The organism is Austwickia sp. (assembly GCA_016699675.1).
Classification (GTDB): domain Bacteria; phylum Actinomycetota; class Actinomycetes; order Actinomycetales; family Dermatophilaceae; genus Austwickia.
The window spans coordinates 301,686-326,522 of sequence record CP064985.1; the positions used below are offsets into that span (position 1 = coordinate 301,686).

Sequence of the window (24,837 nt, forward strand, 5' to 3'; positions counted from 1 at the left end):
TCAGCCCCGGCCGGTCGCGACGATCGTGGCCGATCCGACCACCCGTGTCCCGTCGTAGAGCACCGCCGCCTGACCGGCGGCCACCCCGCGCGTGCGTCTCGCCAGGCGGACCTGGAGGCGCCCGTCAGGATCCAGTCGAGCCGTGGCGCCCACCTCCTCCCCGTGGGCCCGCAGCTGCACCCCACAGCCGAACTCGCCGGTGGGCGGCGCGCCACACCACCGGGGCGCGTCCGCCTCGATGACGTCGATGCCCAGCAGCTCCTCGGGACCGACCACGACGCGGTTGGTGGCCACGTCGACCGCGGTGACGTAGCGCGGTCGGCCGTCGGCGTGCGGCCTCCGGATCGCGAGGCCGCGGCGCTGTCCCACCGTGAAGCCGTATGCCCCTCGGTGCTCCCCCACGACCGCGCCGTCCTCGTCCACGACCTCGCCGGGCGTCTCGCCGAGCCGGGCCGCCAGGAAGGCCCGGGTGTCCCCGTCGGCGATGAAGCAGATGTCGTGGCTGTCGGGTTTCGCGGCAACCCCGAGGCCCAGCGCGGCCGCCTCCACCCGCACCCGAGCCTTCGTCGAGTCCCCCAGCGGGAAGACCGCGCAGGCCAGTTGGTCGGCGTCGAGGACGCCGAGCACGTAGGACTGGTCCTTGCCCAGGTCGACGGCGCGGTGCAGCTCCCGGCGTCCGGTCCGGTTGAGCTCGTCGCCCGGGCTGGAGATGCGGGCGTAGTGGCCGGTCGCCACCCCGTCGAACCCCAGCGCCCAGGCCCGATCCAGCAGCGCCGCGAACTTGATCTTCTCGTTGCACCGCAGGCAGGGGTTCGGGGTGCGGCCCGCGGCGTACTCCGCGACGAAATCTTCGATCACGTCGGCCTCGAACTCGGCGGCCATGTCCCACACGTAGAACGGGATCCCCAGCCGGTCCGCGACCCGGCGCGCGTCCCCGGCGTCCTCCGCGGAACAGCAGCCCCGGCTCCCCGTGCGCAGGGTCGCCGGGGCGGAGGCGAGGGCGAGGTGCACGCCCACGACGTCGTGGCCCGCCTGGCGAGCGCGGGCGGCGGCGACGGCCGAATCGACCCCGCCGCTCATCGCGGCGACCAGCCGCATCAGGACGCCCCCGGGGGGCCGGGGAGCACCCCGGCCGCCGGTGCGGAGCGCGGAACGGTACGCCGGGCGTCGCCCCGCGCCGACGCCCGCGCCTGCGTCGCGTCGAACGCCCGCTGGGCCCGCTCGACCGCGTCGGGCAGGGCCGCCAGGAACGCGGCCACATCGTCCGGCGTGCTCGACCAGCCCAGCGTGAGCCGCAGCGCACCGCGGGCCTGCGCCTGCGGGTAGCCCATCGCGAGCAGCACGTGGCTCGGCTGCGGCACCCCGGCATGGCAGGCGGACCCCGTCGAGCAGGCGATCCCCGCGGCGTCCAGTAGGAACAGCAGCGAATCGGACTCCACCCCGGGGATCAGCACGTGCGCGTGGGTGGGCGTCCGCCGGGTCACGTCGCCGCGGCGCCAGGCGCCGGTCACCCCGGCGCCTGGCACGGCGTCCAGCACCCCGTCCAGGAGCGCGTCGCGCAGCGCCGCGAGGCGGGTCGACTCCTGGGCCGCCTCATCGACGGCCAGGCGGATCGCTCGGGCCAGGCCCACGATCAGCGGCATGGCGGGGGTTCCGCTGCGCAGCTTGCGCTCCTGTCCCCCACCGTGCGAGATGGCCTGGACCGGGGCGTCCCTCGTGGCGAGCAGCAGGCCCGCGCCGACCGGGCCACCGATCTTGTGCCCGGTCGCGGCGAGCAACGTCGCGCCGGACGCCGCGAAGTCCACCGGCACCTTGCCGACGGCCTGCACCGCATCGGTGAAGAACGGCACGCTGTGCGCGGCGGCGAGGGCGCCGATGTCGGCGACCGGCTGCACGACGCCGGTTTCGTTGTTGGCCCACATCTGCACCAGCGCGACCACCGACCCCGCGCCGCCCGCGGCCGGGTCCTGCAGGGCAGCCTCGAGGGCATCAACGCTGATCAGGCCGTCGCGGCCGGGATTCACCCAGGTGATCTCGGCCCCCTCCCGTTCGGCCAACGCCGAGACGCTGTCGAGCACGGCCGAATGCTCGACCGCCGAGACGATGAGGCGTCGGCGCTGCGGGTCGGCGTCGCTGGCGTGCCGGAAGAGGCCCTTGACGGCGAGGTTGTCGGACTCTGTGCCGCCGGAGGTGAACAGCACCTCGGAGGGCCGCGCGCCCAGGGCGTCGGCGATGTCCTCGCGGGCCTCCTCGACGGCGCGGCGCGCACTGCGCCCGGCGGCGTGCAGGGAACTCGGGTTCCCGACCTGCCCCATGGCCTCGCGCACAGCCTCGATGACCTCGGGGCGGGTCGGCGAGGTGGCGGCGTGGTCGAGGTAGGCGCTCACGGCAGTCGATACTACGGCTCGGCGCCCGAGCCCGGCCGCCCGGCCTGGACGCGAGACCACTCGGCGCGCCAATCCGACGTTGCGCAAAGTTCGGGACAAACAGGCAGGTCGCACTAGGGGCCCGGTTCGGCTCCTGGCCGAAGAGTCAGTTATCTTAAGCACGAGGTGTTAGCCGGTCGTAAGCACGCGACATGACCTGCGTAAACACATGTGGACCACTGAGCCCCGACGCTGCCCCCCGAAGCCGTCGGGGCTCGGTGCTTTCTGCAGGCAGCACGGTCGTCCACAACGGACGTACGATCGCCGACGGGACCTGGTCCTCTTCCACGAACCCCGTTAACTCGAGCACGCACTTCGCGCGGCGAGGTGGTTCCGCCGCGGGACGCCGCCGGGCCGGCGAACCGGCCCACCCACCGGGCCATCGAACGGGGCACGCAGGCAGCACCCACGCAGCACCAAGGCCGGGTCGCACCTGGCGACCCGGCCTTGGATGGGGCAAGCGCGGACTAGGCGCGCAGCGCCTTGACCTGCTCCTCCGCCTGCGGCAAGACCTCGAAGAGGTCGCCGACGACGCCGAAGTCCACGAGCTCGAAGATCGGCGCCTCCTCGTCCTTGTTGATGGCCACGATGGTCTTGGACGTCTGCATGCCCGCCCGGTGCTGGATCGCCCCGGAGATGCCGCACGCGACGTACAGCTGCGGCGAGACCTGCTTGCCGGTCTGCCCCACCTGGCTGGTGTGCGGATACCAACCGGCGTCCACCGCCGCGCGCGAGGCGCCCACGGCCGCGCCGAGGGTGTCGGCCATGCTCTCGACCTTGGCGAAGTCGCCGCCCGTGCCGCGCCCGCCGGACACGACGATCGCCGCCTCGGTGAGCTCCGGCCGACCCGACTTCTGCTTCTCCTTGCGCTCGGTGATGCGCGCCGCCTTGGCGGCGTCGGAGAAGGCCACGTCGACCTTCTCGACCGTTCCGGCGCCCGAAGCCTCCTGCGGCCCACAGGAGTTCGGCTTGACCGTGATGATCGGGGTGCCCTTGGTGACGGTCGCGTCGACCGTGTAGGACCCCGCGAACACCGACTGCGTCGTCTCGACGCCGTCGCCGCCGGCCCGCACGTCGACGGCGTCGGTGATGAGGCCGGAGGAGGTCTTGATCGCCAGCCTGGCCGCCATCTCCTTGCCGTGCTGGTTGCTCGGGATCAGGACCGCGGCCGGCGAGGCCTGCTCCATGATCTGCGCCAGCGCCTCGACCACCGGGGCCACGAGGTAGTCGTTGGCCTCGCCGCTCACGGCGTACACCTTGCCCGCGCCATACTTCCCGAGCGTCGCCGCCGCTTCCTCGGCGCCGTCGCCCACGAAGACCGCGGACGGCTCGCCGAGCCGGGCGGCCAGCGTGAGCATCTCGAGGGTCGTCTTACGGACCGCGCCGTCGGCGTGGTCGACGAGGACGAGAACCTCAGCCATGGTTGAACTCCTTCGCGTCTCGTGCTCGATCAGACGAACTTGTGGATGGACAGGAACTGGGCCAGCACCGCGCCGCCCTCGCCGTCATCGGTGACGATGAGGCCCTGCTCGCGCGGCGGGCGCTTCGTGGACTTCAGCACCTTGGTCCAGGCGGCCTCCAGGCCGACCTCACCGGCGTCGACGCCGATGTCGGACAGGCTCCACGTCTCCACGGGCTTCTTCTTGGCCGCCATGATCCCCTTGAACGAGGGATAGCGTGGCTCGTTGATCTGGTCGGTCACCGAGATCACCGCGGGGAGCTTCGTCTCGATCATCTCCGTGGCGACGTCGCCGTCGCGGCGGCCCTTGGCGCTGCCGCCGTCGACGGTCAGCTCGGAGACGTAGGTGAGCATCGGCAGGCCGAGGCGCTCGGCCAGCATCGCGGGGACGACGCCCATCGTGCCGTCCGTCGAGGCCATCCCGGTCATCACGATGTCGGGGCTGCCGATCTTCTCGACGGCCTTGGCGAGCACCAGCGACGTCGCCGCCGAGTCGGAGCCCGCGATGCCGTCGTCGCTGATGTGGATGCCCTTGTCGGCGCCCATCTGCAGCGCCTTCTTGACCGCGTCGACGGCCTTGGCCGGGCCCATCGTGAGCACGGTGACCTCGGCGTCGCCGGCCTCCTTGATCTTCAGGGCCTCCTCGACCGCGTATTCGTCCAGCTCGGACAGCAGCCCATCGACGGAGTCGCGGTCTGTGGTCTCGTCGCTCTCGAACGACCGGTCGCCTTGGGCGTCCGGCACGTACTTCACACAGACGACGATGTTCATCTCTGGCCCTCTCTCGTGGGTGGCTTACGGGCAACGACGACTTGGTGCGTGCGGCGCGCCGGCAGCCGGCCGCTGGGCACGAACTCCACGGTACGTCGACGCGGCGGTGGCGTGGGCGGTCAGCACCACCCTGGACCACCCAGGCGCGGACAGGACGAAGCGCACGAACACCGTGAACTCGACAGTAACTTGCCGGGGCCGCCGCCTCGACCGGGATCCGGGTGATACCGCCCACACCCACCTCACGGGCGCTCCGATCGATGCGGTGACGCCTCAGGACGCCCCGAAGTCCCCGATCGGAGCGCGCGGGCGGGCGCCCGTGCCTTGCGCCCGCGAGGGTCCACGAACGTCCACGACGCCGCTCAGTGGCGGCGGACTCCCGGGACTCGGCGCTCCCCCTCGGCGGGCACCTGGCGCGGCGTCTCCGGGCGACCGTGCGCGAACAGGTCCCCCAGCAGGTGGGAGAGCGCCAGCGGGGAGAAAACGACGCCGGGAATGCCTCCCTCCGCGGGGCGCGCCTCACCCTCGGGGCGTCGCTGTGCCTCCGCGATCTCCTCCAGCGTCCACCAGCGCACCGCGTCGACGTGCTCGGACACGTCGAGCCGGCTGACATCGATATCCACCTGCCCGGCGGGGATGCCCTCGATCTCGAGCAGGTGATAGGTCTCGCGCAGCCCGTCGTCCTCGTCGGAGGGCTGCACCATCTCCCGCACCCACACCGGGTCGCCGACGCCGTCGAGGCGCAGGCCCAAGACCCGCTCCACCTCGCGGAGCAGGACCGCCCCGGAGTCCTCGTCGCCCTCCACCGCGGCGCCCGGGCAAGCCCACACGCCGACCGGCGCCTCCTCGTCCGGCACGGTGTAGTGCACGAGCAGGATGCGCCCCTGATCATCGGTCACGAGCCCGCGCACCGCGTCCCGCAGGCGCAGGGAGTCCATCCCGGCGGCCCGCCGGACGCGTTCCACCTCCGGATCGCGGGACCGTACGACGCGCGCGGGCGAGCCCACGACCACCGACAACGGCGGGAAGTCGCCGCGGAGCACCGACGCCGCCCCCACCGCGCAGCCGTGCCCGACGCGGGTCCCCCGCGTGACGACCACCTTGGTCCCCAGCCACACGTCGTCGCCGATCCGCACCGGGGACTTGACGATGCCCTGGTCCTTGATGGCCACGTCCAGGCGGTCGGTGACGTGGTCGAAGTCGCACAGGTAGACGTCGTCGGCGAAAAGGCAGGCGTCACCGATCTCGACGTCCAGCCATGCGTTGATCGTGCATTCGCGTCCGAAGACGGTCTTGGCGCCGATGCGCAGGGTCCCCTCGTGGCAGCGCAGGGCCGTCCCCGCGCCGATGTGCACCCAGGGCCCGATGATGATGCGGCCGTAGTCCTTCCGGGCCTCGATGGTCACGTCTTCGCGGATGAAGCACGGCCCGAGGAAGGTGACGTTCGGAAAGCGCGCGGCGACGGCCGTCTGCCGGGCGTACGCCGCCAGGTGCTCCGGTCGGTACGCACCACGCATCGCCGCCCAGCGCAGTTGGGCCAGAGGTTCCCTCATGATGCTCCCTGGCACGCTCGATTCGGCGACAGGTGGCGACGGCGGGACGCCGCCGCGTGCGCACGCGCGGAGTCCCGCCGCCCTATCGACCGTGCCGCGCCGAACCTGCGCGGCTCACTTGCCCTCGAACTTGGCCTTCCCCGGGCCGTTCTCGATGAACGAGACCATGCCGGTCTGGGCGTCCTTGGTGGCAAATGCCCCCGCGAAGAGCATGGCCTCGATCGCCGCGCCGGTGTCGATGTCGACCTCGAGACCGCGGTCGATCGCCTCCTTGGCGTGCCGGATGGCGACGCCCGCGGCGCCCACGTAGATGGCCATCCGCTCCCGGGCGTACGCATACACCTGGCCGGGCTCGGCGATCGCGTCGATCAGGCCGATGCGCAGGGCCTCCTCCGCGCCGACGTGCTGACCGCTGAAGATCATCTCCTTCGCCTTGGCTGGGCCGATCAGCCGCGGCAGGCGCTGCGACCCACCGGCGCCCGGCAGCAGGCCGAGCAGCACCTCGGGCTGGCCGAGCTTGGCGTTGCTCGCCGCATAGCGGAAGTCGCAGGCCAGGGCCAGCTCGCAGCCGGCGCCCAGGGCGTAACCCTCGATCGCGGCCACGGTGGGCTTGCCGATGCGCTGCACGGCCGTGGCGAACCCGCCGACGTGCTTGGCGCGGGCCACCATGTCGACGTACGACATCTGCTGCATTTCCTTGATGTCCGCGCCCGCCGCGAACACCCGCTCGCCGCCGTAGAAGATCACCGCCGCCACGTCGTCGCGGGCGTCCACCTCCGCGGCGTACGCGCCGATCGCGTCCTGGATCTCCGCGTTCAGCGGGTTCATCTTCGGCTTGTCGACGCGGATCGTCGCGATCCCGCCGTCCACCTCGAGCCGTACGAAGTCACTCATCAGGCCTGCGCCTCCCCAAATGGGTCCTTACCGGTCATCATCTCGTGCCAGACGTGGACCGCCTGGAGCACGAGCTGCGTCAGCAGCGTGGACACCATCTTGGCGTCGACCTCGGGCGTGCAGATCTGTTCCGCGGTGACGAAAAGCGTCTCGTTGTTGAGGCCGACCTTGACCACGTTCAGGCGCAGGGACAGCTCGTTGCACTTCTGCAGCCGGGTCAGCTCGTCGCTGGGCAGCGCCTCGTCGATCTGCCACTGACCGAACACCCGCATCAGCGGCACGTCGCCCTCGAAGCAGTGCACGAACAACTGCTGGCCGTTGACCTTGAAGGCGATGTCGCCGTCCGCGTCGATGTCGGGACGGAACCCCTCGTCCTGCAGGGCGTCGAGGACCCGGCCCCGCAGCTGCTGCTCGTCGGCGGGCGGCGGGAAGTTGGGCAAGCTGGTGGGATCGCTCATGTCGACAACCTAGTAGCGCGTCGGCGCCCGACACCAGCCGAGGGCCGGGGGTTCGGGATGGCCTGCGCCACTTCCGTCCTGGTCCGCGGCTCGGGCACCGAACCGCCCGCGGCCGTGGGCGCCTTTGGCCCCGGGCAATGGGCGCCCTCGGCCTCGACGCGGAGGGCCCCGCTGTCGCTAGAGTGTCGCGCGTGCACCACATGCCGGATCTGCCGCCGCCGCTCGGGGCGATGCCGGTTCGCGATGGCACCGGTTTCGCGGTGTTCGCCTCCGCCGCCGACGCCGTCGAGCTGTGCCTCTTCGAGCCCGACGACGCGACCGGCGAGTCCGAACGCAGGGTAGAACTCACCGACCGCATCCACGGCGTCTGGTTCGGCGAGGTCCCCGAGATCCGACCGGGCCAACGCTACGGCTACCGCGTGCACGGCGCCTGGCGTCCGGAACGCGGCCTGCGGCACAACCCCGCCAAGCTGCTCCTGGATCCCTACGCCCGAGCCATCGCCGGCCGCGTCGACCTGCGCCCCGAGGTCTACGGGCACACCGTCGGCCCGGACCTCATCGGGCCCGACCACTACATCGACGACCGGGACAGCGCCGCCTACGTGCCCCGGGGCGTCGTGGTCGACGACGCCTTCGAATGGGGAGCGCCGATGCGGCGCATCCCGTGGGGTGAAACGATCGTCTACGAGGTGCACGTCCGTGGCGCCACCATGCGGCACCCGCGCATCCCGAAGGAACTGCGGGGGACGTACGCCGGGCTGGCGCACCCCGCGTTCATCGAGCACCTCCTGCGGTTGGGCGTCACCACGGTCGAGCTGCTGCCGGTCCACGCCTTCACCTCCGAGCCGCACCTGAAGCGACTCGGCCTGTCCAACTACTGGGGCTACAACTCGCTCGGGTTCTTCGCCCCGCACCCGGCGTACGCCGCAGCCACCGACCCGCAAGACCAGGTGCGCGAGTTCAAGGCCATGGTGCAGACCTTCCACGACCACGGGCTCGAGGTGATCCTCGACGTCGTCTACAACCACACCTGCGAGCAGGGCCAGAACGGGCCCACGCTGTCGTGGCGGGGACTGGACAACGAGGCGTACTACCGGCTCGACGAACGCGGCTACGACATCGACGTCACGGGGTGCGGCAACACCTTGGACATGCGCCACGCGATGGTCTCCCGGATGGTGCTGGACTCGCTGCGCTACTGGGTGAACGAGTGCCGCGTCGACGGCTTCCGCTTCGACCTCGGGGTGGCGCTCGCCCGGGGTCGCGGGCACGACTTCAACCCCGACAACCCGTTCCTCGTCGCCCTGCGCACGGACCCCGTGCTGTCCCGGACCAAGCTCATCGCCGAGCCCTGGGACTGCGGCGTGCACGGCTGGCGGACGGGCCAGTTCCCACCCCCCTTCACGGAGTGGAACGACAGGTTCCGCGACGCCATCCGCACGTACTGGCTCATCGACATGACGGCCAGCGAATACCGCGGGCACGGCGTGCGGGAACTCGCCACCCGGATGGCCGGCAGCGAGGACCTCTTCGGCCATCACGACCGCGGCCCCCTCGCCAGCGTCAACTTCGTGTCGGCCCACGACGGGTTCACCCTCGCGGACACGACTGCTTACGCCAGCAAGCACAACGAGGCCAACGGCGAAGGCAACCGCGACGGACACGGCGACAACCGGTCGTACAACCACGGCGTCGAGGGCCTGACGACCGATCCCCAGATCCTCGCCGCGCGGCGCCGCAGCATCCGCAACCTGCTGGCCACGACGCTGCTGGCGACCGGCGTCCCCATGCTCTGCGGCGGCGACGCCATCGGCCGCACCCAGGGCGGCAACAACAACGCCTACTGCCAGGACAACGAGATCAGCTGGTTCGACTGGGACCTGCAGCCCTGGCAGGAAGACCTGGCGGACACCGTCGGCTTCCTCGCGCGGCTGCGTCGCTCGCACCGCGTGTTCCGGCAGGGCAGCTTCTTCTCCAGCCACCCGCGCCCCGGCGACGGTCGCGTGGATGTGCTGTGGTTCGGCCGGTACGGCGAGCCGATGACGAGCGAATCCTGGGAGGACCCCCGCTGCCGCGTGCTGCAGATGCTGCTGCGCGGCGACGACATCACCGGCGCCTCGTTCCTGCTGGTCTTCCAGGGCAAGCACGCCCCCGAGGACGTGAGGATGCCGCCCCTGGAGCCGGGCCGCGCCTACGACCTCGTGTGGGACTCCGGCTGGAGCGCCGCGACCGGGTCCGGCGGCGGCCTCATCGACCCGGGCCACGTGACCCGCGTCGACGCGGCGACCATGCAGGTCTACCAGGTCCGTTAGGCCGGTCCCGACACGCGGCGGAAACACTGCAGAGGGCGTCCCCCGCCGGAGCGGGGGACGCCCTCTGGGCAGTGCTGATCGTCAGGCGTTGACCGTGAGGCTCAATTCGGCCGGTGTCGTCATCGCCTTGTGGGTGGGCACGATCCGCACGGTGTAGCCGAACGAACCGGTCTGGGTCACCCGGAGGTCCCCCTCGAAGCGGTGCCGACCGCCCTCGTAGCTCTCCACGACCGGCAGCGCGCTCGCCTCCGTCGCAGACAGCTGGTCGTTGACGTCCACGTGCCCGTGCACGACCTGCACCTCCACGTCCTCGGGCCGCAGGGCGCCCAGCGAGGCGAACACCCGGACCGCGAAGCTGTCCCCCACCTGCACGGCGTCCGGGACGCCGGAGGACTCCACGTGGTCGATGTGCAGGTTGGACCAGTTCTCGGCCACCCGAACCCGGTAGGCCGCCAGCGACTTCGCCGCCTCGAAGCCCCGGTCGACCATCGCGCGGTGCGCGTCGGCCGCGGGCTTGTAGAGCTCGGTCGTGTAGTCCTGGACCTGCCGGGTCGCCAAGACCTTGGGTCCCAGCGTGGCCAGGGTGTGCCGCATCATCGCGACCCAACGCCGGGGCACGCCGGCCTCGTCCACGTCGTAGAACCGCGGGGCGACCCGGTTCTCGATGAGGTCGTAGAGCGCCGCCGCCTCGATGTCGTCGCGCCGGTCCGGGTCGGTGACGCCGTCGGCGGTGGGGATGTCCCAGCCGTTCTGGCCGTCGTACCACTCGTCCCACCAACCGTCGAGGATCGAGAGGTTCAGCCCGCCGTTCAGCGCGGCCTTCATCCCCGACGTGCCGCACGCCTCCAGCGGCCGCAGCGGGTTGTTCAGCCACACGTCGCACCCGGGGTAGAGGTGCCGCGCCATCCCGATGTCGTAGTTCGGCAGGAACACGATCCGGTGCCGCACCGTCGGGTCATCGGCGAACTGGACCATCTTCTGGATCAGGCGCTTGCCGTTGTCGTCGGCCGGGTGGGACTTGCCCGCGATCACCAGCTGCACGGGCCGCTGCGGGTCGAGCAGGATCTTCTTGAGCCGCGCCGGGTCGCGCAACATGAGCGTCAAGCGCTTGTACGTCGGGACGCGGCGGGCGAACCCGATCGTGAGCACGTCCGGATCCAGGATGTCCTGCGTCCAGCCGAGCTCGGCCGGCGAGGCGCCCCGGCGGACCCAGCTCTCCTTGGTCCGATCCCGCGCCATGTCGACGAGGGTCTGGCGTAGCTCTCGCTTCACGGACCAGATCTGCTCGTCGGTGGCCTGCGCCGCAAAGAGCGCCAGCTTGCCGCTGGAAGACTCCTCGTCCGGGTCGAACGAGGCGCCCACGTCGAAGATGCGCTGGTCGACCCACGTCGGGGCGTGCACTCCGTTGGTGATCGAGGTGATCGGGACCTCGGTGTCGTCGAATCCGGGCCACAGGCCGTGGAACATGTCGCGGCTCACGATGCCGTGCAGCTGGCTGACGCCGTTGGCGTGCTTGGCCATCCGCAGCCCCATCACCGCCATGTTGAAGACGCCGCCGTCCCCGCCGGGGTAGGTCTCCGCGCCGAGCGCCAACAGCTTCTCGGTGGGCACCCCAGGCAGGGCGTTGTCGCCGCCGAAGAAGTGCCGGATCTGGTCCGCGCCGAACCGGTCGATGCCCGCCGGGACCGGGGTGTGCGTGGTGAAGACGGTCGCCGCGCGGGTCGCCTCGCGGGCCTCCTCGAAGGTCAGGCCCCGCTGGGTGACCAGCTCGTGGATGCGCTCGATGCCGAGGAAGCCGGCGTGGCCCTCGTTGCAGTGGTAGACGTCGGGCTCCGGCGCCCCGGTCATGGCGCTGTAGAGGCGCAGCGCCCGCACGCCGCCGATGCCCAGGAGCATCTCCTGCAGGAGCCGCTGCTCGCCGCCCCCGCCGTACAGCCGGTTCGTCACGCTGCGCAGGTCGGGGTCGTTCTCGTGCACGTCGCTGTCGAGCAGCAGCAGCGGGATCCGCCCCACCTGGGCCTTCCACACGAAGGCGCGCAGGGTGCGGTGCCCCGGCATCGACAGGGTGATCGCCGCAGGCTTGCCGTCGGCGTCGCGCAGCAGCGACAGCGGCAGCCCGTCGGGGTCGAGGACCGGGTAGGTCTCCTGCTGCCAGCCGTCCCGGTTGAGCGACTGCGCGAAATAGCCGGTCTGGTAGAAGAGGCCGACGCCGATGACCGGTACGCCGAGGTCGGAGGCCGACTTCAGGTGGTCCCCCGCGAGGATCCCGAGGCCGCCGGAGTATTGCGGGAGCACCTCGGTGATGCCGAACTCGGCCGAGAAGTAGGCGATGGCCTTGGGCACCTCGGTGCCCACCTCGGCCGCCCACCGCTGGTACCACCGGTCGCCGGTCACATACGCCTGCAGGTCCGCGTAGGCCGCCTTGACCTTCGCGACGTATTCCGGGTCGGCGGCGAGCCGGTCCAGCTCGGCGGCCGAGAGGCTGGACAGGAGCGCGACCGGGTCGTGCCCCACCTTCGCCCAGCGCACCGGCGCCGTCTCCGCGAACAGGTTCCGCGAGGCTGTGTGCCAGGACCACCGCAGGTTGATGGCCAGCTCCCCCAACTCGCTGATCGAATCGGGCAGCACAGACCGGACATTGAAACGTCGAATCGCCTTCACGGGACCGAGTTTAGGCGACGCCGCGGACACCCCCCGCGCCCGCTCGGCCGGGGCGGCCCGCGACCCCGGTTCCGCGCCCATTGACGCTGTCGGGGCACACAGCACAACCGCTGGGGCGCCGAACCTCCCCCGGAACCAGATAGCGTCCTACCTGTGACTGCGACACCGCGAACCCAGGCCGAACCCCGGCCCGTCACCGTCCCCGACGTCTCCCCCGCGCCGGTCCGCAAAGAGGCGTTTCCCGTGGGCCGCCCCATCGGGCGCATTCCCGTCCTCGACGTCCAACCCACGATCGAGGCCGGCTCGTGGCCCACGGTCTGCGTCGTCGACGAGGAGTTCGTCGTCACCGCCACGGTGTTCCGGGAGGGGCACGACGCGGTCAACGCCAGCGTGGTGCTGACCGACCCCGACGGCGCCGAGCGGACCGAGCCGATGCGGTGCACGAATGTCGGCCTGATGACCTGGGACGCCACGGTGTCGGCGGATCGGGCCGGGTCGTGGACGTTCCGGGTCGAGGGGTGGAGCGATCCGTACGCCACCTGGGAGCACGACGCCACCATCAAGGTGCGGGCCGGCGTCGACGTGGAGCTGATGTTCGAGGAGGGCGCGCGGCTGCTGGAGCGGGCCCGCGACCTCGTCGCGCGCACCGAGCACGCCCGGGAGGTGCTCACCGCCGGCGCGGCGCGGCTGCGCGACGGCTCGCTCGGCATCGAGGAACGGCTCGCGGGGGGCACCGGCGACGCCGTACGGTCCGAGCTGATCCACCATCCGTTGCGCGAGATGGTCTCGCCCTCCCCCGAGTACCCGCTGCGGGTGGAGCGCGAACTCGCGCTGTACGGCGCGTGGTACGAGTTCTTCCCGCGCAGCGAAGGCTGCCGGTACGACGAGAAGACCGGCACCTGGACCACCGGCACCCTGCGCACCGCCGCCGAGCGCCTCCCCGCGATCGCCGGGATGGGCTTCGACGTCATCTACCTCACGCCGATCCACCCCATCGGCACGACGAACCGCAAGGGCCCGAACAACACGCTGGAGTCCGGGCCGGACGACCCCGGCTCGCCGTACGCCATCGGCAGCCCCGACGGCGGCCACGACGCGATCGAACCCACCCTGGGCACCTTCGAGGACTTCGACCACTTCGTCGCGCAGGCCCGCCGCAACGGCATGGAGGTCGCGCTCGACATCGCCCTGCAGTGCTCCCCGGACCACCCGTGGGTGAGCGAGCACCCCGAGTGGTTCACGACGCGGGCGGACGGCACGATCGCGTACGCCGAGAACCCGCCGAAGAAATACCAGGACATCTACCCGCTGAATTTCGACAACGACCCGGCCGGCATCTACGCCGAGGTGCGGCGCGTCATCCAGGTGTGGATCGACCACGGGGTCACGCTGTTCCGCGTCGACAACCCGCACACCAAACCGGTCGAGTTCTGGCAGTGGATCATCGCCGACGTCGCCAAGGCCCACCCCGAGGTGATCTGGCTCGCCGAGGCGTTCACCAAGCCGCCGATGATGAAGGCGCTGGCCAAGGTCGGTTTCCAGCAGAGCTACACCTACTACGCGTGGCGCAACCAGCGCTGGGAGATCGAGGAATACTGCCGCGAGCTGGCCGGCGAGGCCGCCGCCTACATGCGGCCCAGCTTCTGGCCGACGACGCACGACATCCTCACGCCGTACATGCAGTTCGGCGGCCCGACGGCGTGGAAGCTGCGCGCGGCGCTGGCTGCGACGCTGGTTCCGACGTACGGGATCTACGCCGGTTACGAGCTGATGGAGGCCGTCCCGCGGCCCGGCGTCGAGGAACAGATCGACAACGAGAAGTACCAGTTCAAGGACCGCCGCTGGCGGGACTACGAGCCGGGCGGCGCCAAAGAGGGCGACCTGTGGATGGCCGACTACCTGCGGACGGTCAACGAGATCCGCCGGGACCACCCCGCGCTGCACTGGTTGCGCAACCTGCGCTTCCACTCCGCCGAGGACGAGAACGTGCTGGTCTTCAGCAAGCGTCGGGTCCAGGCCGGCCGCGAGGACACGATCATCGTGGTGGCCAACCTCGATCCGCACGCCACGCGGGAGACCTGGGTGCACCTCGACATGCCGGCGCTCGGGTTTGATTGGGGCACCGGCTTCGTGGCCAAGGACCTCATCACGGGGCAGTCCTGGCAGTGGGGGCAGGACGCCTTCGTGCGCCTCGGTCGGGACACCGAGCCGATCCACATCATCAGCGCCCGTCGGTTCTAAGACGCCCGGCGGCGCGGCTTCTCTCACGATTTCGGAGGATTGGCGGGAATGCAGGGCCTCAACCTCAGCCAGCCCGGACTGAAGCACGATCCGGACTGGTACAAGACCGCGGTCTTCTACGAGGTGCTCGTGCGCGCCTTCGCGGACAGCAAGGGCAGCGGCTCGGGGGACTTCACCGGGCTGATCGGCAAGCTGGACTACCTGCAGTGGCTCGGCGTCGACTGCCTGTGGCTGCCGCCGTTCTACGCCAGTCCCTTGCGCGACGGCGGCTACGACATCAGCGACTACACGGCGGTGCTGCCGGAATTCGGCACGCTGCCGGAGTTCACCGAGCTGGTGACCCAGGCGCACGCCCGCGGCATCCGGATCATCACCGACTTCGTGATGAACCACACCTCCGACCAGCACCCCTGGTTCCAGGCCTCCCGCAGCGACCCTGAGGGCCCGTACGGCGACTTCTACGTCTGGTCCGACGACGACACCAAGTACGCCGAGGCCCGCATCATCTTCGTCGACACCGAGGTGTCCAACTGGACCTTCGACCCGGTCCGCCGCCAGTTCTTCTGGCACCGGTTCTTCTCCCACCAGCCGGACCTCAACTTCGAGAACCCCGCCGTGCAGGAGGCGATGTTCGACGTCGTCCGGTTCTGGATGGACCTCGGCATCGACGGTTTCCGCCTGGACGCCGTGCCCTATCTCTTCGAGGAGGAGGGCCACAACGGCGAGAACCACCCCAAGACGCACGAGTTCCTCGCCACGCTGCGCGCGATGGTCGACGCGGAATATCCCGGGCGGATCCTGCTGGCCGAGGCCAACCAGATGCCGCACGAGGTCGTCGACTACTTCGGGACGCCGCAGGCGCCCGAGTGCCAGATGTGTTTCCACTTCCCGGTGATGCCGCGGCTGTACTACTCGCTGCGGGCCGAGAAGGCGGCGCCGATCATCGACGTCCTCAACGACACCCCGGCCATCCCCCAGGGCGCCCAGTGGGGCACGTTCCTGCGCAACCACGACGAGTTGACGCTGGAGATGGTCACCGCGGAAGAGCGCACCGCGATGTACGGCTGGTATGCCCCCGACCCGCGGATGAAGGCCAACATCGGCATCCGGCGGCGCCTGTCGCCCCTGCTCGACAACAGCCGCGCCGAGGTCGAGCTGATCAACGCCCTGCTGCTGAGCCTGCCGGGCTCGCCGTGCCTGTACTACGGCGACGAGATCGGCATGGGTGACAATATCTGGCTGAACGACCGCGACGCGGTCCGTACGCCGATGCAGTGGACGCCCGACCGCAACGCGGGGTTCTCCAGCGCCGACCCCGGCAAGCTCTATCTCCCGGTGATCCAGTCGCTGGTCTACCACCACAACAACGTCAACGTGGAGGCCCAGATGGCCTCCAGCAGCTCGCTGCTGCACTGGATGCGGGCCATGCTGCGGGTCCGCTCGACCCACCCCGTCTTCGGCCTCGGCGACTTCGCGCTGCGGGACGTCGACAACGAGGCGGTGCTCGCCTTCACCCGCACGCTCGAAGCGGACCCCAGCAAGGGCCGCGAGGAGGCCCAGCACGTGCTGTGCCTGCACAACCTGAGCAGCCGGCCGCAGGCCGGCACGGTGCGGCTGCCGAAGCGGTACGCCGGGGCCAAGGTGCGGGACCTGTTCGGCGGGTCCGGCTTCCCCAAGGTGGGGCCCGACGCGGCGTACACCGTGATGCTCGGCTCGCGCGACTTCTTCTGGCTCGGTCTGCACGAGCGGGAGCAGGAGGGGGCAAGCCATGGCTGAGATCCATCACGGCGCCACCATCACCCCGAGCAAGCTGGACCTGGTCACCGCGTGGATGCCCGCCCAGCGCTGGTACACCGCCAAGGGCCGGACGCCCAAGCTGCGGCGGGTGGGCGGGTTCCGCTTCGAGGACCCTGCGGGCAAGGTCGGCATGGAGACGCTCCTGCTGCTCGACGAGGCCGCGCCCACCCCCGTCGTCTACCAGGTGCCGCTGACCTATCGCGAGGCGCCGCTGCCGGGCGCGGAGCACGCCCTCGTGGGCACGTGTGAGCACTCGGTCCTCGGCACCCGCTATGTCTACGACGGCCCGCAGGACCCCACGTACGTGGCGGGCCTGCTCGACCTCATCGTCTGGGGCGCCACGTCCGACGAGGGGTTCGCGGCGACCGGGGCCAACACCCCCGCCCGGGGCTGTCCGCTGCCGGGCGTGCCGGAGCTGGAGGTCACCGGCAGCCGCGTCCTGACCGGGGAACAGTCCAACACCTCGATCATCATCGACGCGCAGGTCCGCTCCGGGGACGACGCCGGGCGGTCGCGTCCGCTGATCGTCAAGCTGTTCCGGGCGCTCTCCCCCGGCGACAATCCCGATGTCATCCTGCAGTCGGCGCTCGCGCAGGCGGGGTCCCGGTTCGTCCCGGACCCGCTCGGCTCGATGACCGGCGCCTGGACCGACCCGAGGGTGGGCGCCGACGCGGAGGCGAGCGGCCACCTCGCGTTCGCCGGGGCGTTCCTGCCCGGCACGCGGGATGCCTGGCGCGTCGCGGTGGACGCGGTCGCGGACGCCATCGACTTCACCGGCCGGGCCTATGACCTCGGGGTCGCGACGGCGGCCGTCCACACCGACCTCGCGCACGCGCTCCCCACGCAGGAGGCCGGGCCCGAGGCCCGGCAGCAGCAACTGGCCTCGTGGCAGGACCGCGCGCACGCCGCGGTGCTGGCCCTGCCGGAGCTGGGCGAGTACACGCCGGCCATCACCGCGGTATTCCAGCGCGCCGCGGCAGCGAGCTGGCCCCGGCTGCAGCGCATTCACGGCGACTACCACCTCGGTCAGGTGCTCGATGTCGCCGACCGTGGGTGGGTGCTGATCGACTTCGAGGGCGAGCCGCTGCGCCCGCTCGCCGAGCGCAGCCGCCCGGACCTGCCGCTGCGCGACGTCGCCGGCATGCTGCGCAGCTTCGACTACGCTGCGGGCACCCACGCCCAGGCCCGGCCGGACGAAGCCGCCGGCGCCAACGCCTGGGCCGCGGCCTGCCGGCACGCCTTCTTGGACGGCTACGCCTCCCGGGCCGAGGACCCCCGCACCGACCCCGCCGCCGCAGCGCTGCTGCGCGCGCTGGAGCTGGACAAGGCCCTGTATGAGGTCGTCTACGAGGCCAGGAACCGACCCGATTGGATTGCGGTGCCGGCGAAGGCCGTCCACCGGCTCTGCGCCACCTCCCCCGACGGACCCGACGGAAGTGAGAACACCATGACCAGCGAGACCTCTCGGCCGGCCGATCCTGCCGCCCCCCTCGACTCGCCCGTCGGAGCCGCCCTGGACGCCCCGGCGGCTCCCGCCGCGGCACCCGCGTCTGCGGCCCCCGCCGCCGCGCCCGCCGCCCCGGCGAAGCTGAAGCCCGCCAGCTGGGACGAGCTGGGGCTGCTCGTTCATGGCGGCCACGGCAACCCGCACGGGGTACTCGGCGCGCACCCCTGGAACGGCGGCATCACGATCCGGGTGCTGCGGCCCGGGGCCAAGACCGTCCAGATCGAGCTGCCCGACGGCAGCGTCCACGACATGGAGCACGACTTCGAGGGGGTCTGGCAGCTCCAGCTGGACCTGCCGACCAAGCCGGACTACCGCGTCCTGTGCGACTACGGCGACGGATTCGTGCACCGGCAGGACGACCCGTACCGGTTCCTGCCCACGCTGGGCGAGGTGGACCTGCACCTCATCGGCGAGGGGCGCCACGAGCAGCTGTGGAAGGTGCTCGGCAGCCACATCCGCACCTACGACGGCCCCATGGGCCCGGTGACCGGCACGAGTTTCGCGGTGTGGGCGCCGAACGCCCGCGCCATCCGCGTGGTCGGGGACTTCAACACCTGGGACGGCACCTGCCACCCGATGCGGGCCCTCGGCAGCACGGGCGTGTGGGAACTGTTCGTGCCCGGGATCGGCGAGAACACGACGTACAAGTATGAAATCCTCGGCGCGGACGGCTACCGCCGCACGAAGGCCGACCCCCTCGCGCGCGCGACGGAATGCCCGCCGGCGACCGCCTCCGTCGTCACGGAGACCCGGTACGAGTGGCAGGACGACGCCTGGATGGCGGAGCGGACCAAGCACACCGAGCCGCAGAAGATGCCGATGAGCATCTACGAGGTGCACCTGGGCAGCTGGCGCCTGGGCCTGTCGTACGTCGAGCTGGCCGAGCACCTCGTGAACTACGTCAAGGACCTGGGCTTCACGCACGTGGAGTTCCTGCCCGTGGCGGAGCACCCCTACGGCCCGAGCTGGGGCTACCAGGTCACCGGCTACTACGCGCCGACCTCCCGCTTCGGCTCCCCCGACGAGTTCCGCTACCTCGTGGACAAGCTGCACCAGGCGGGCATCGGCGTCTTCGTCGACTGGGTGCCGGCGCACTTCCCCAAGGACGGCTTCGCGCTGGGCCGCTTCGACGGCCAGGCCCTCTACGAGCACCCGGACCCCCGCCGCGGCGAGCACACCGAGTGGGGCACCTACATCTTCGACTTCGGTCGCCCGCAGGTGCGCAACTTCCTCGTGGCCAACGCCAGCTACTGGCTGGAGGAGTTCCACATCGACGGGCTGCGCGTCGACGCGGTGGCCTCGATGCTCTACCTCGACTACTCGCGCGAGGACGGGCAGTGGCTGCCGAACCAGTACGGCGGCCGGGAGAACCTCGACGCGGTCCAGTTCCTGCAGGAGACGAACGCCACGGTCTACCGGCGCTCTCCCGGCGTCGTCACGATGGCCGAGGAGTCGACGAGCTGGGGTGGCGTCACCGCGCCGACCTACATGGGCGGCCTCGGCTTCGGCCTGAAGTGGAACATGGGCTGGATGCACGACACGCTGCACTACGCGTCGCTGGCGCCGATCTACCGGCAATACCACCACCACGAGATGACCTTCGCGATGATCTACGCCTACAGCGAGAACTTCGTGCTGCCGATCAGCCACGACGAGGTCGTCTACGGCAAGGGCTCGATGCTGGCCAAGATGCCGGGCGACCGGTGGGAGCAGCTCGCCGGGCTGCGCGCCTACTTCGCGTGGCAATGGAGCTTCCCGGGCAAGCAGCTGCTGTTCATGGGCAGCGAGTTCGCGCAGTACGCCGAGTGGGCGGACGGCTCCAGCCTCGACTGGTGGCTGCTCGACCACGAGCCGCACTGGCGGATGCACAAGCTGGTCAAGGACCTCAACCAGCTGTATGCCAGCCACCCGGCGCTGTGGCAGCTCGACAGCCACCCGGACGGCTTCCGCTGGATCGACGCCAACGACAGCTTCGGCAACGCCTACAGCTTCCTGCGGTTCGGCAGCCCGACCGCGGCCGGCGAGCGCCCGGTGATCGCCTGCGTCGCCAACTTCGCCGGCATGGAGCACCACAACTACCGGATCGGCCTGCCGCAGGGCGGCGTCTGGCGCGAGATCCTCAACACCGACTCCGAGGAGTACGGCGGCGCCGGGCTCGGCAATCTCGGCGAGATCTACGCCGAGGAGGTGCCGTGGCACGGCCAGCCGTTCTCGGCGACGGTGCGGGTGCAGAAGCTCTCCGCCGTCTGGTTCGAGGCTACGGGCGAGGCCGTGCCGGTGCCGTCGGAGCAGCCGGAGCAGGCCGCCCAGCCGAAGGAACCGCCCACGCCGGGCATCCCGCGGCCCGAGCTGTCGAACACCCCGGTCCAGGGCGATGAGGTCGTCGACTCCGGCCTGGGCGAGCTGCCCCCGGTCAAGGGCGCGGACCTGAGCGAGCAGGGCGACGCGGCGTTGCCCGGCACGTCCTGAGGCGCACGACGGCGCCAAACCTATGAGGCGGGCGGGCGAACCTTGACGGTTCGTCCGCCCGCCTCGCGGGGGGAGGAGTAGAGCTATCGGGGGGTGGGCGCGTCGCTGCGGTGGGCCCCCACCACGTCGTGCGCCAGCACCTTCTCGGCGATCAGCGCGGCGATCGGCATGGCCGAGGTGGCGGCGGGTGACGGGGCGTTGCAGACGTGCAGCATCCGCGGGGTGTCATAGAACAGGAAGTCCTCGACCATCGACCCGTCCGTCTTGACCGCCTGGGCCCGGATCCCACACTCCTCGGGGGTGAGGTCCGCGGTGGTCAGTTTCGGGCAGTACTTGCGCACCAGCTGCAGGTAGCCGGGCTTGTAGAGGCTGTTCTTCTGCTCGATGAGCCCGGTCTTGAGCTGTTTCTTCGCGACCTTCCAGAAGCCGGGGAAGCGCACGAAGCTGGCCATGTCGGCGACGTTGAGCGAGAACTTCGGATAGCCCTCCCGGGAGAGCCCCATCACGGCGTTGGGGCCGACCGTCACCCCGCCGTCCATCATCAGCGTGAGGTGCACGCCGAGGAACGGCAGCTCGGGGTCCGGCACCGGGTAGATCAGCGTGTCGACGATGTCGTTGTGCCGGGGGTCGAGCCGGTAGTACTCGCCCCGGAACGGCACCATCTGGAAGTCGACGTCCAGGCCTGCCATGCGGGCGAGCCGGTCGGCCTGGATGCCGCCGCAGACGACGAGCTGCTTGGCGTAGACCCGCTCCCGCAGCTCGGCCGCCATCGGGTCGGAGGTCTCGACGTCGATGGCGACTTCCGAGAGCGACTCGTGGATGTCGACGACCCGCGTGTTCAGCCGGATCGTGCCGCCGTTCGCGGCGATGACGTCGGCCATCGTGCGGCAGACCAGCTTGTAGTCGACGATGCCGGTGCTCTTGAGGAAGATCGCCCCGATGCCGGTGATGTTGGGCTCGCGACGCTTGAGCTCCGCCTCGTCGACCAGCTCCACGTCGAGCTCGTTGATGAGCGCGCGCTCGTAGAGGGCGTGCATCCGCTCCAGTTCGGCCTCGTTGGTCGCGACGATGAGCTTGCCGGTGTTGCGGTAGGGGATGCCGTGCTCGTCGCAGAAGGCGCGCGTCCACTGCGCGCCCTCCTTGCAGAGCTTGGCCTTGAGGCTGCCCGGCTTGTAGTAGATGCCGGCGTGGATGACCCCGCTGTTGTGGCCCGTCTGGTGCCGGGCGACGTCGGCCTCCTTCTCGATGACGACGACATCGCTGCCGGGCCGTTCCTTGAGCAGGGTCATCGCGGTCGCCAGGCCCACGATGCCGCCGCCGACGACGGCGAAGTCGTAGACCCGCGGCTCACCCCCCCGGCGGGCTCCGGGGCCGGCCCCGGTCGACGTACTCGTCGCCGTGCTCACCGGTCCCCCTCGAGCGCCACGGGCTGGGGGAAGGCGCGGTCCTGCTCGGCCCGCAGCTCGTCGCACAGCCGTCCCGTCGGCACCTCGACGTCGTCGTAGCCGATGGCCTCGTCCTTGGCGATGTCGCGCTTGAGCACGCAGCCCTCGGCAAGCCCGACGGGCAGCAGCCGCTGCGCGGCGGTGACCTCGCCCTTCTCGCACACCCCGTAGTACAGGTAGCCGCCCAGCGCATCGAGCGTCTCCCCAGCCACCAGGTCCTTCTTGGCGATGGTGACGACCTCGACCTTGGGGGCCTGGCGCAGCGGCTTGATCGTCGCGTCACCGAGGAGTACGGCGCGCGCGGCGGTGTCCGGCACCTCGAAGTGGCACAGGTGGTAGGGCGTGTAGAAGCTGTAGAGCGGGCCCTGGCCCAGCTTGTAGAGGTTGAGGTAGTGCTGCTGCTTCGGGTCGTCGTGGGTGGCCAGCACGTAGACGCCCGGCCCCGGCTGGCTGCCGACCACGTAGTCCACGGTGCCGCCGATGGCCTTGAGCTCCTCGACGTCGTACATGCCCGTCAGCTCGTCGACGTGGCCGCGGTGGTCGCGCTGCTCGCAGCCGCGCTTGGTCACCGACAGGCCGGCCGCGTTCGCGACCAGCGCCTGCTCGACCGAGACCTTGGTGCCGTCGGCGAACGAGGTCACCATGTGCGGGTCCTGGCCCCACTGCTTCGCGAAACCCTCCTGCGTGGTCGGGTTGCGGTAGGGGTCCTGCAGGCCCTTGACGTTGCCGGCCACCAGCGGCGTCAGGCCCAGGCCACGGACAAACCTGACGAGGTTCATCTGCACGCCCGGCTGGTCGCCGTCGCAGCCGGTGTAAACCAGGCCCGCGTCCTCGAACTTGGCGTTCAGGATGGTGCCGACGGTCGCGTCGACCTCCGCGTTCATGAGCACGAGGTGCTTGCCGGCAGCAAGCACCTCCAGCGCGAGCTGGCAGCCGAACTCCACGGACCCGGTGCAGTCGATGACGACCTCGACGCTGGCTGCCCGCGCCATCGCCGCGTAGTCGCTCGTGACGGCCGTGCCGCCCGCGGCGGCGATCGCGTCGATGTCGGCCGCATCGGCCACGATCCGTACGGCGTCGCCGGAGCGGCCGGCCAGCTCCAGGGCGGCGACCCCCTTGTCCGGGGTGCGCGCGTAGACGCAGGCCACCTCCATGCCCGCCTTGGTGTTGATGAGGTGGTTCATCAGGCCCTTGGCCATGAACCCGGGGCCGGCGATGCCCACGCGGACGGGGTTGCCGTCCGCCGCTCGCTTCGCCAGCAGCTCGTCGACGATGATCACTTGATCTTCTTCCCGTCCCAGTCCGGCCAGGCCTTGTCCTTGTCCGAGATGACCACGACCTCGCCCGGCCAAGCCAGGCCGAACGCCGGGTCGTCGTAGCGTTGACCGCGCTCGTGCTCGGGGCTGTACATGCCGGAGACCTGATAGGTGACCTCGGTGTCGTCGGTCATCGTCAGGTAGCCGTGCCCGCAGTACGGCGGGATCCACAGCGCGCGGTGGTTGTCGGCGGAGAGCTCGACCATGACGTTCTGACCGAACGTCGGGCTGTCCTCGCGCAGGTCGAGGCAGCAGTCGACGATGGTGCCGCGGGTGCAGCGGACGAGCTTGCCCTCGGCGGCGGGCGCGATCTGGCGGTGCATGCCGCGCATCGTGCCGGACTTGTGGTTCCAGCTCATGTTGGCCTGCATGACCTCGGTGGGGATGCCGTGCGCCGCGAACTCGTCCACGCAGAACGTGCGGGCGAAGCCGCCGCGGGCGTCCTCGAACGGCTGGAGGTCGATGATCCAGCAGCCGTCGACGGCCGTCTGGGTGAACTCCATGCTCACCACTCCCGCTTCCAGAACAGCTTCTCGTCGACCTGGCCGGTCTTCAGCAGCCACTCGATCTGCTTCAGGCGGGTGTGCCCGCGACCGGTGAAGGTGGCCTCGTCCAGCTGGATCGCGTCGAACACCTCGTGCAGCTGCTTGGCGCCGGCGGCCAGGTCCCAGTCGCACGTGAAACCGAGGTCGGAGATCTTGTCGAAGTTCACCTTGTAGGACCGGTTGTCCGCGCCGGGTGCCCCGAAGCTCAGCTCGCACCCGGTGAACTCGGCCGCGACGGTCTCGGCGATCTTGCGCACGGTGTAGTTGTTGGCGTTGCTGCCCGAGTTGAACGCCTGGCCGTGGATCTTCTCGGCCGGCGCATCCAGCATGAGCATGATGCCCTTGCACAGGTCGAGGGCGTGGGCCATCGGCCGCCACGGCGTACCGTCGCTGGTCATCGCGATGACGCCGGTGGTGTACGCGAGGCCGGCGAGGTTGTTGAGCACGATGTCGAAGCGCTGCCGCGGGCTCGCCCCGAAGGCCGTCGCGTTGCGCAGCGCCACCGGGTGGAAGTTGTCGTCGGCCAGCGCCCACAGGTCCTGCTCGGTGAGGTACTTGCACTTGCCGTAGGCCGTTTGCGGGTTGACCGGGCTGGTCTCGTCGACGGTGCCGTCGGCCACGCCGTACACCGAGCAGCTGCTCATGTAGACGAACCGCTCGACGCCGGCCTCCTTGGCCGCCTTCGCGACGTGCGCGCTGCCGAGGTGGTTGATCTCGTAGGTGATCGGGCCGACCAGGTCGCCGACCGGGTCGTTGGACAACTCGGCGAGGGCGACCACCGCGTCGACGCCCGCGAAGTCCTCGGCGGTGAGGTGCCGCATGTCCTTGGCGAGCGTCAGCGGCGCGCTCGGCAGGCCGTTGTAGAGCCAGCCGTTCTTGTAAAAGCCCGTGTCGACGGCGACGACCTCGTGGCCGGCGTCGAGCAGCATCGGGGCCAACAGGCAACCGATGTAGCCGTCTGTGCCGGTGACCAGGATCTTCAT

General features: G+C 70.6%; 16 protein-coding genes. 4 read left to right on the forward strand and 12 right to left on the reverse strand.

Annotated features, from left to right (window positions below; translation table 11 throughout):
* From mnmA to IPK37_01480, 7 genes are all read right to left on the reverse strand, one after another.
* Positions 1–1,098 carry a tRNA 2-thiouridine(34) synthase MnmA gene (gene mnmA / locus IPK37_01450; GenBank protein ID QQS01178.1) on the reverse strand — a complete coding sequence of 366 codons (1,098 nt, stop codon included), beginning with the start codon at positions 1,096–1,098 and terminating at the stop codon, positions 1–3.
* On the reverse strand, positions 1,098–2,387 hold the full coding sequence (locus IPK37_01455; protein QQS01179.1) for a cysteine desulfurase: 1,290 nt from the start codon (positions 2,385–2,387) through the stop codon (positions 1,098–1,100). Before IPK37_01455 ends, mnmA begins: the two co-directional genes overlap by 1 nt.
* Positions 2,388–2,893: 506 nt before the next feature.
* Positions 2,894–3,847: an electron transfer flavoprotein subunit alpha/FixB family protein gene (locus IPK37_01460; protein QQS01180.1), complete on the reverse strand. Its 954-nt coding sequence runs from the start codon at positions 3,845–3,847 to the stop codon at positions 2,894–2,896.
* A 29-nt stretch (positions 3,848–3,876) separates the two neighbouring features.
* Complete coding sequence (locus IPK37_01465) at positions 3,877–4,656, reverse strand: electron transfer flavoprotein subunit beta/FixA family protein (GenBank protein QQS01181.1); 780 nt, start codon at positions 4,654–4,656, stop codon at positions 3,877–3,879.
* Positions 4,657–5,018: 362 nt separating this feature from the next.
* Complete coding sequence (locus IPK37_01470; GenBank protein ID QQS01182.1) at positions 5,019–6,209, reverse strand: NUDIX domain-containing protein; 1,191 nt, start codon at positions 6,207–6,209, stop codon at positions 5,019–5,021.
* 114 nt (positions 6,210–6,323) lie between these two features.
* Positions 6,324–7,103 (reverse strand): enoyl-CoA hydratase/isomerase family protein, encoded by a 780-nt coding sequence (locus IPK37_01475; protein ID QQS01183.1) that lies wholly within the window; start codon positions 7,101–7,103, stop codon positions 6,324–6,326.
* Entirely contained in the window at positions 7,103–7,561 is a 459-nt protein-coding gene (locus tag IPK37_01480) for a hypothetical protein (protein ID QQS01184.1), read from the reverse strand. Before IPK37_01480 ends, IPK37_01475 begins: the two co-directional genes overlap by 1 nt.
* A 200-nt stretch (positions 7,562–7,761) precedes the next feature.
* Between IPK37_01480 and glgX the strand changes: the two genes are divergently transcribed.
* Positions 7,762–9,873: a glycogen debranching protein GlgX gene (glgX, locus tag IPK37_01485; protein ID QQS02600.1), complete on the forward strand. Its 2,112-nt coding sequence runs from the start codon at positions 7,762–7,764 to the stop codon at positions 9,871–9,873.
* 81 nt (positions 9,874–9,954) lie between these two features.
* Here glgX and glgP read toward each other — a convergent pair whose 3' ends face one another.
* Entirely contained in the window at positions 9,955–12,534 is a 2,580-nt protein-coding gene (gene glgP / locus IPK37_01490; protein QQS01185.1) for an alpha-glucan family phosphorylase, read from the reverse strand.
* A 153-nt stretch (positions 12,535–12,687) separates the two neighbouring features.
* On the opposite strand from glgP, the gene IPK37_01495 reads away from it, so the two are divergent.
* Genes IPK37_01495 through glgB form a run of 3 tightly spaced genes read left to right on the forward strand, consistent with a single transcriptional unit; the run spans position 12,688 to position 20,548 of the window.
* Positions 12,688–14,775, forward strand: a complete 2,088-nt coding sequence (locus tag IPK37_01495; GenBank protein QQS01186.1) for an alpha-1,4-glucan--maltose-1-phosphate maltosyltransferase — start codon at positions 12,688–12,690, stop codon at positions 14,773–14,775.
* A gap of 48 nt (positions 14,776–14,823) precedes the next feature.
* Complete coding sequence (gene treS / locus IPK37_01500; protein QQS01187.1) at positions 14,824–16,551, forward strand: maltose alpha-D-glucosyltransferase; 1,728 nt, start codon at positions 14,824–14,826, stop codon at positions 16,549–16,551.
* Complete coding sequence (glgB, locus tag IPK37_01505) at positions 16,544–20,548, forward strand: 1,4-alpha-glucan branching protein GlgB (GenBank protein QQS01188.1); 4,005 nt, start codon at positions 16,544–16,546, stop codon at positions 20,546–20,548. Before treS ends, glgB begins: the two co-directional genes overlap by 8 nt.
* 83 nt (positions 20,549–20,631) lie before the next feature.
* Here glgB and lhgO read toward each other — a convergent pair whose 3' ends face one another.
* The 4 genes from lhgO to IPK37_01525 are packed head-to-tail and all read right to left on the reverse strand — an operon-like array spanning position 20,632 to position 24,837.
* Entirely contained in the window at positions 20,632–21,954 is a 1,323-nt protein-coding gene (gene lhgO, locus IPK37_01510) for an L-2-hydroxyglutarate oxidase (GenBank protein ID QQS01189.1), read from the reverse strand.
* A complete protein-coding gene (locus IPK37_01515) occupies positions 21,951–23,273 on the reverse strand; it encodes an NAD(P)-dependent oxidoreductase (GenBank protein QQS01190.1) in 1,323 nt (440 codons plus the stop codon). The genes lhgO and IPK37_01515 overlap by 4 nt, the downstream gene beginning before the upstream one ends.
* Entirely contained in the window at positions 23,270–23,812 is a 543-nt protein-coding gene (gene rfbC / locus IPK37_01520; GenBank protein ID QQS01191.1) for a dTDP-4-dehydrorhamnose 3,5-epimerase, read from the reverse strand. The genes IPK37_01515 and rfbC overlap by 4 nt, the downstream gene beginning before the upstream one ends.
* A 2-nt stretch (positions 23,813–23,814) precedes the next feature.
* The gene (locus IPK37_01525; protein QQS01192.1) at positions 23,815–24,837 is read right to left on the reverse strand and encodes an SDR family oxidoreductase; all 1,023 of its coding nucleotides are present in this window, start codon (positions 24,835–24,837) and stop codon (positions 23,815–23,817) included.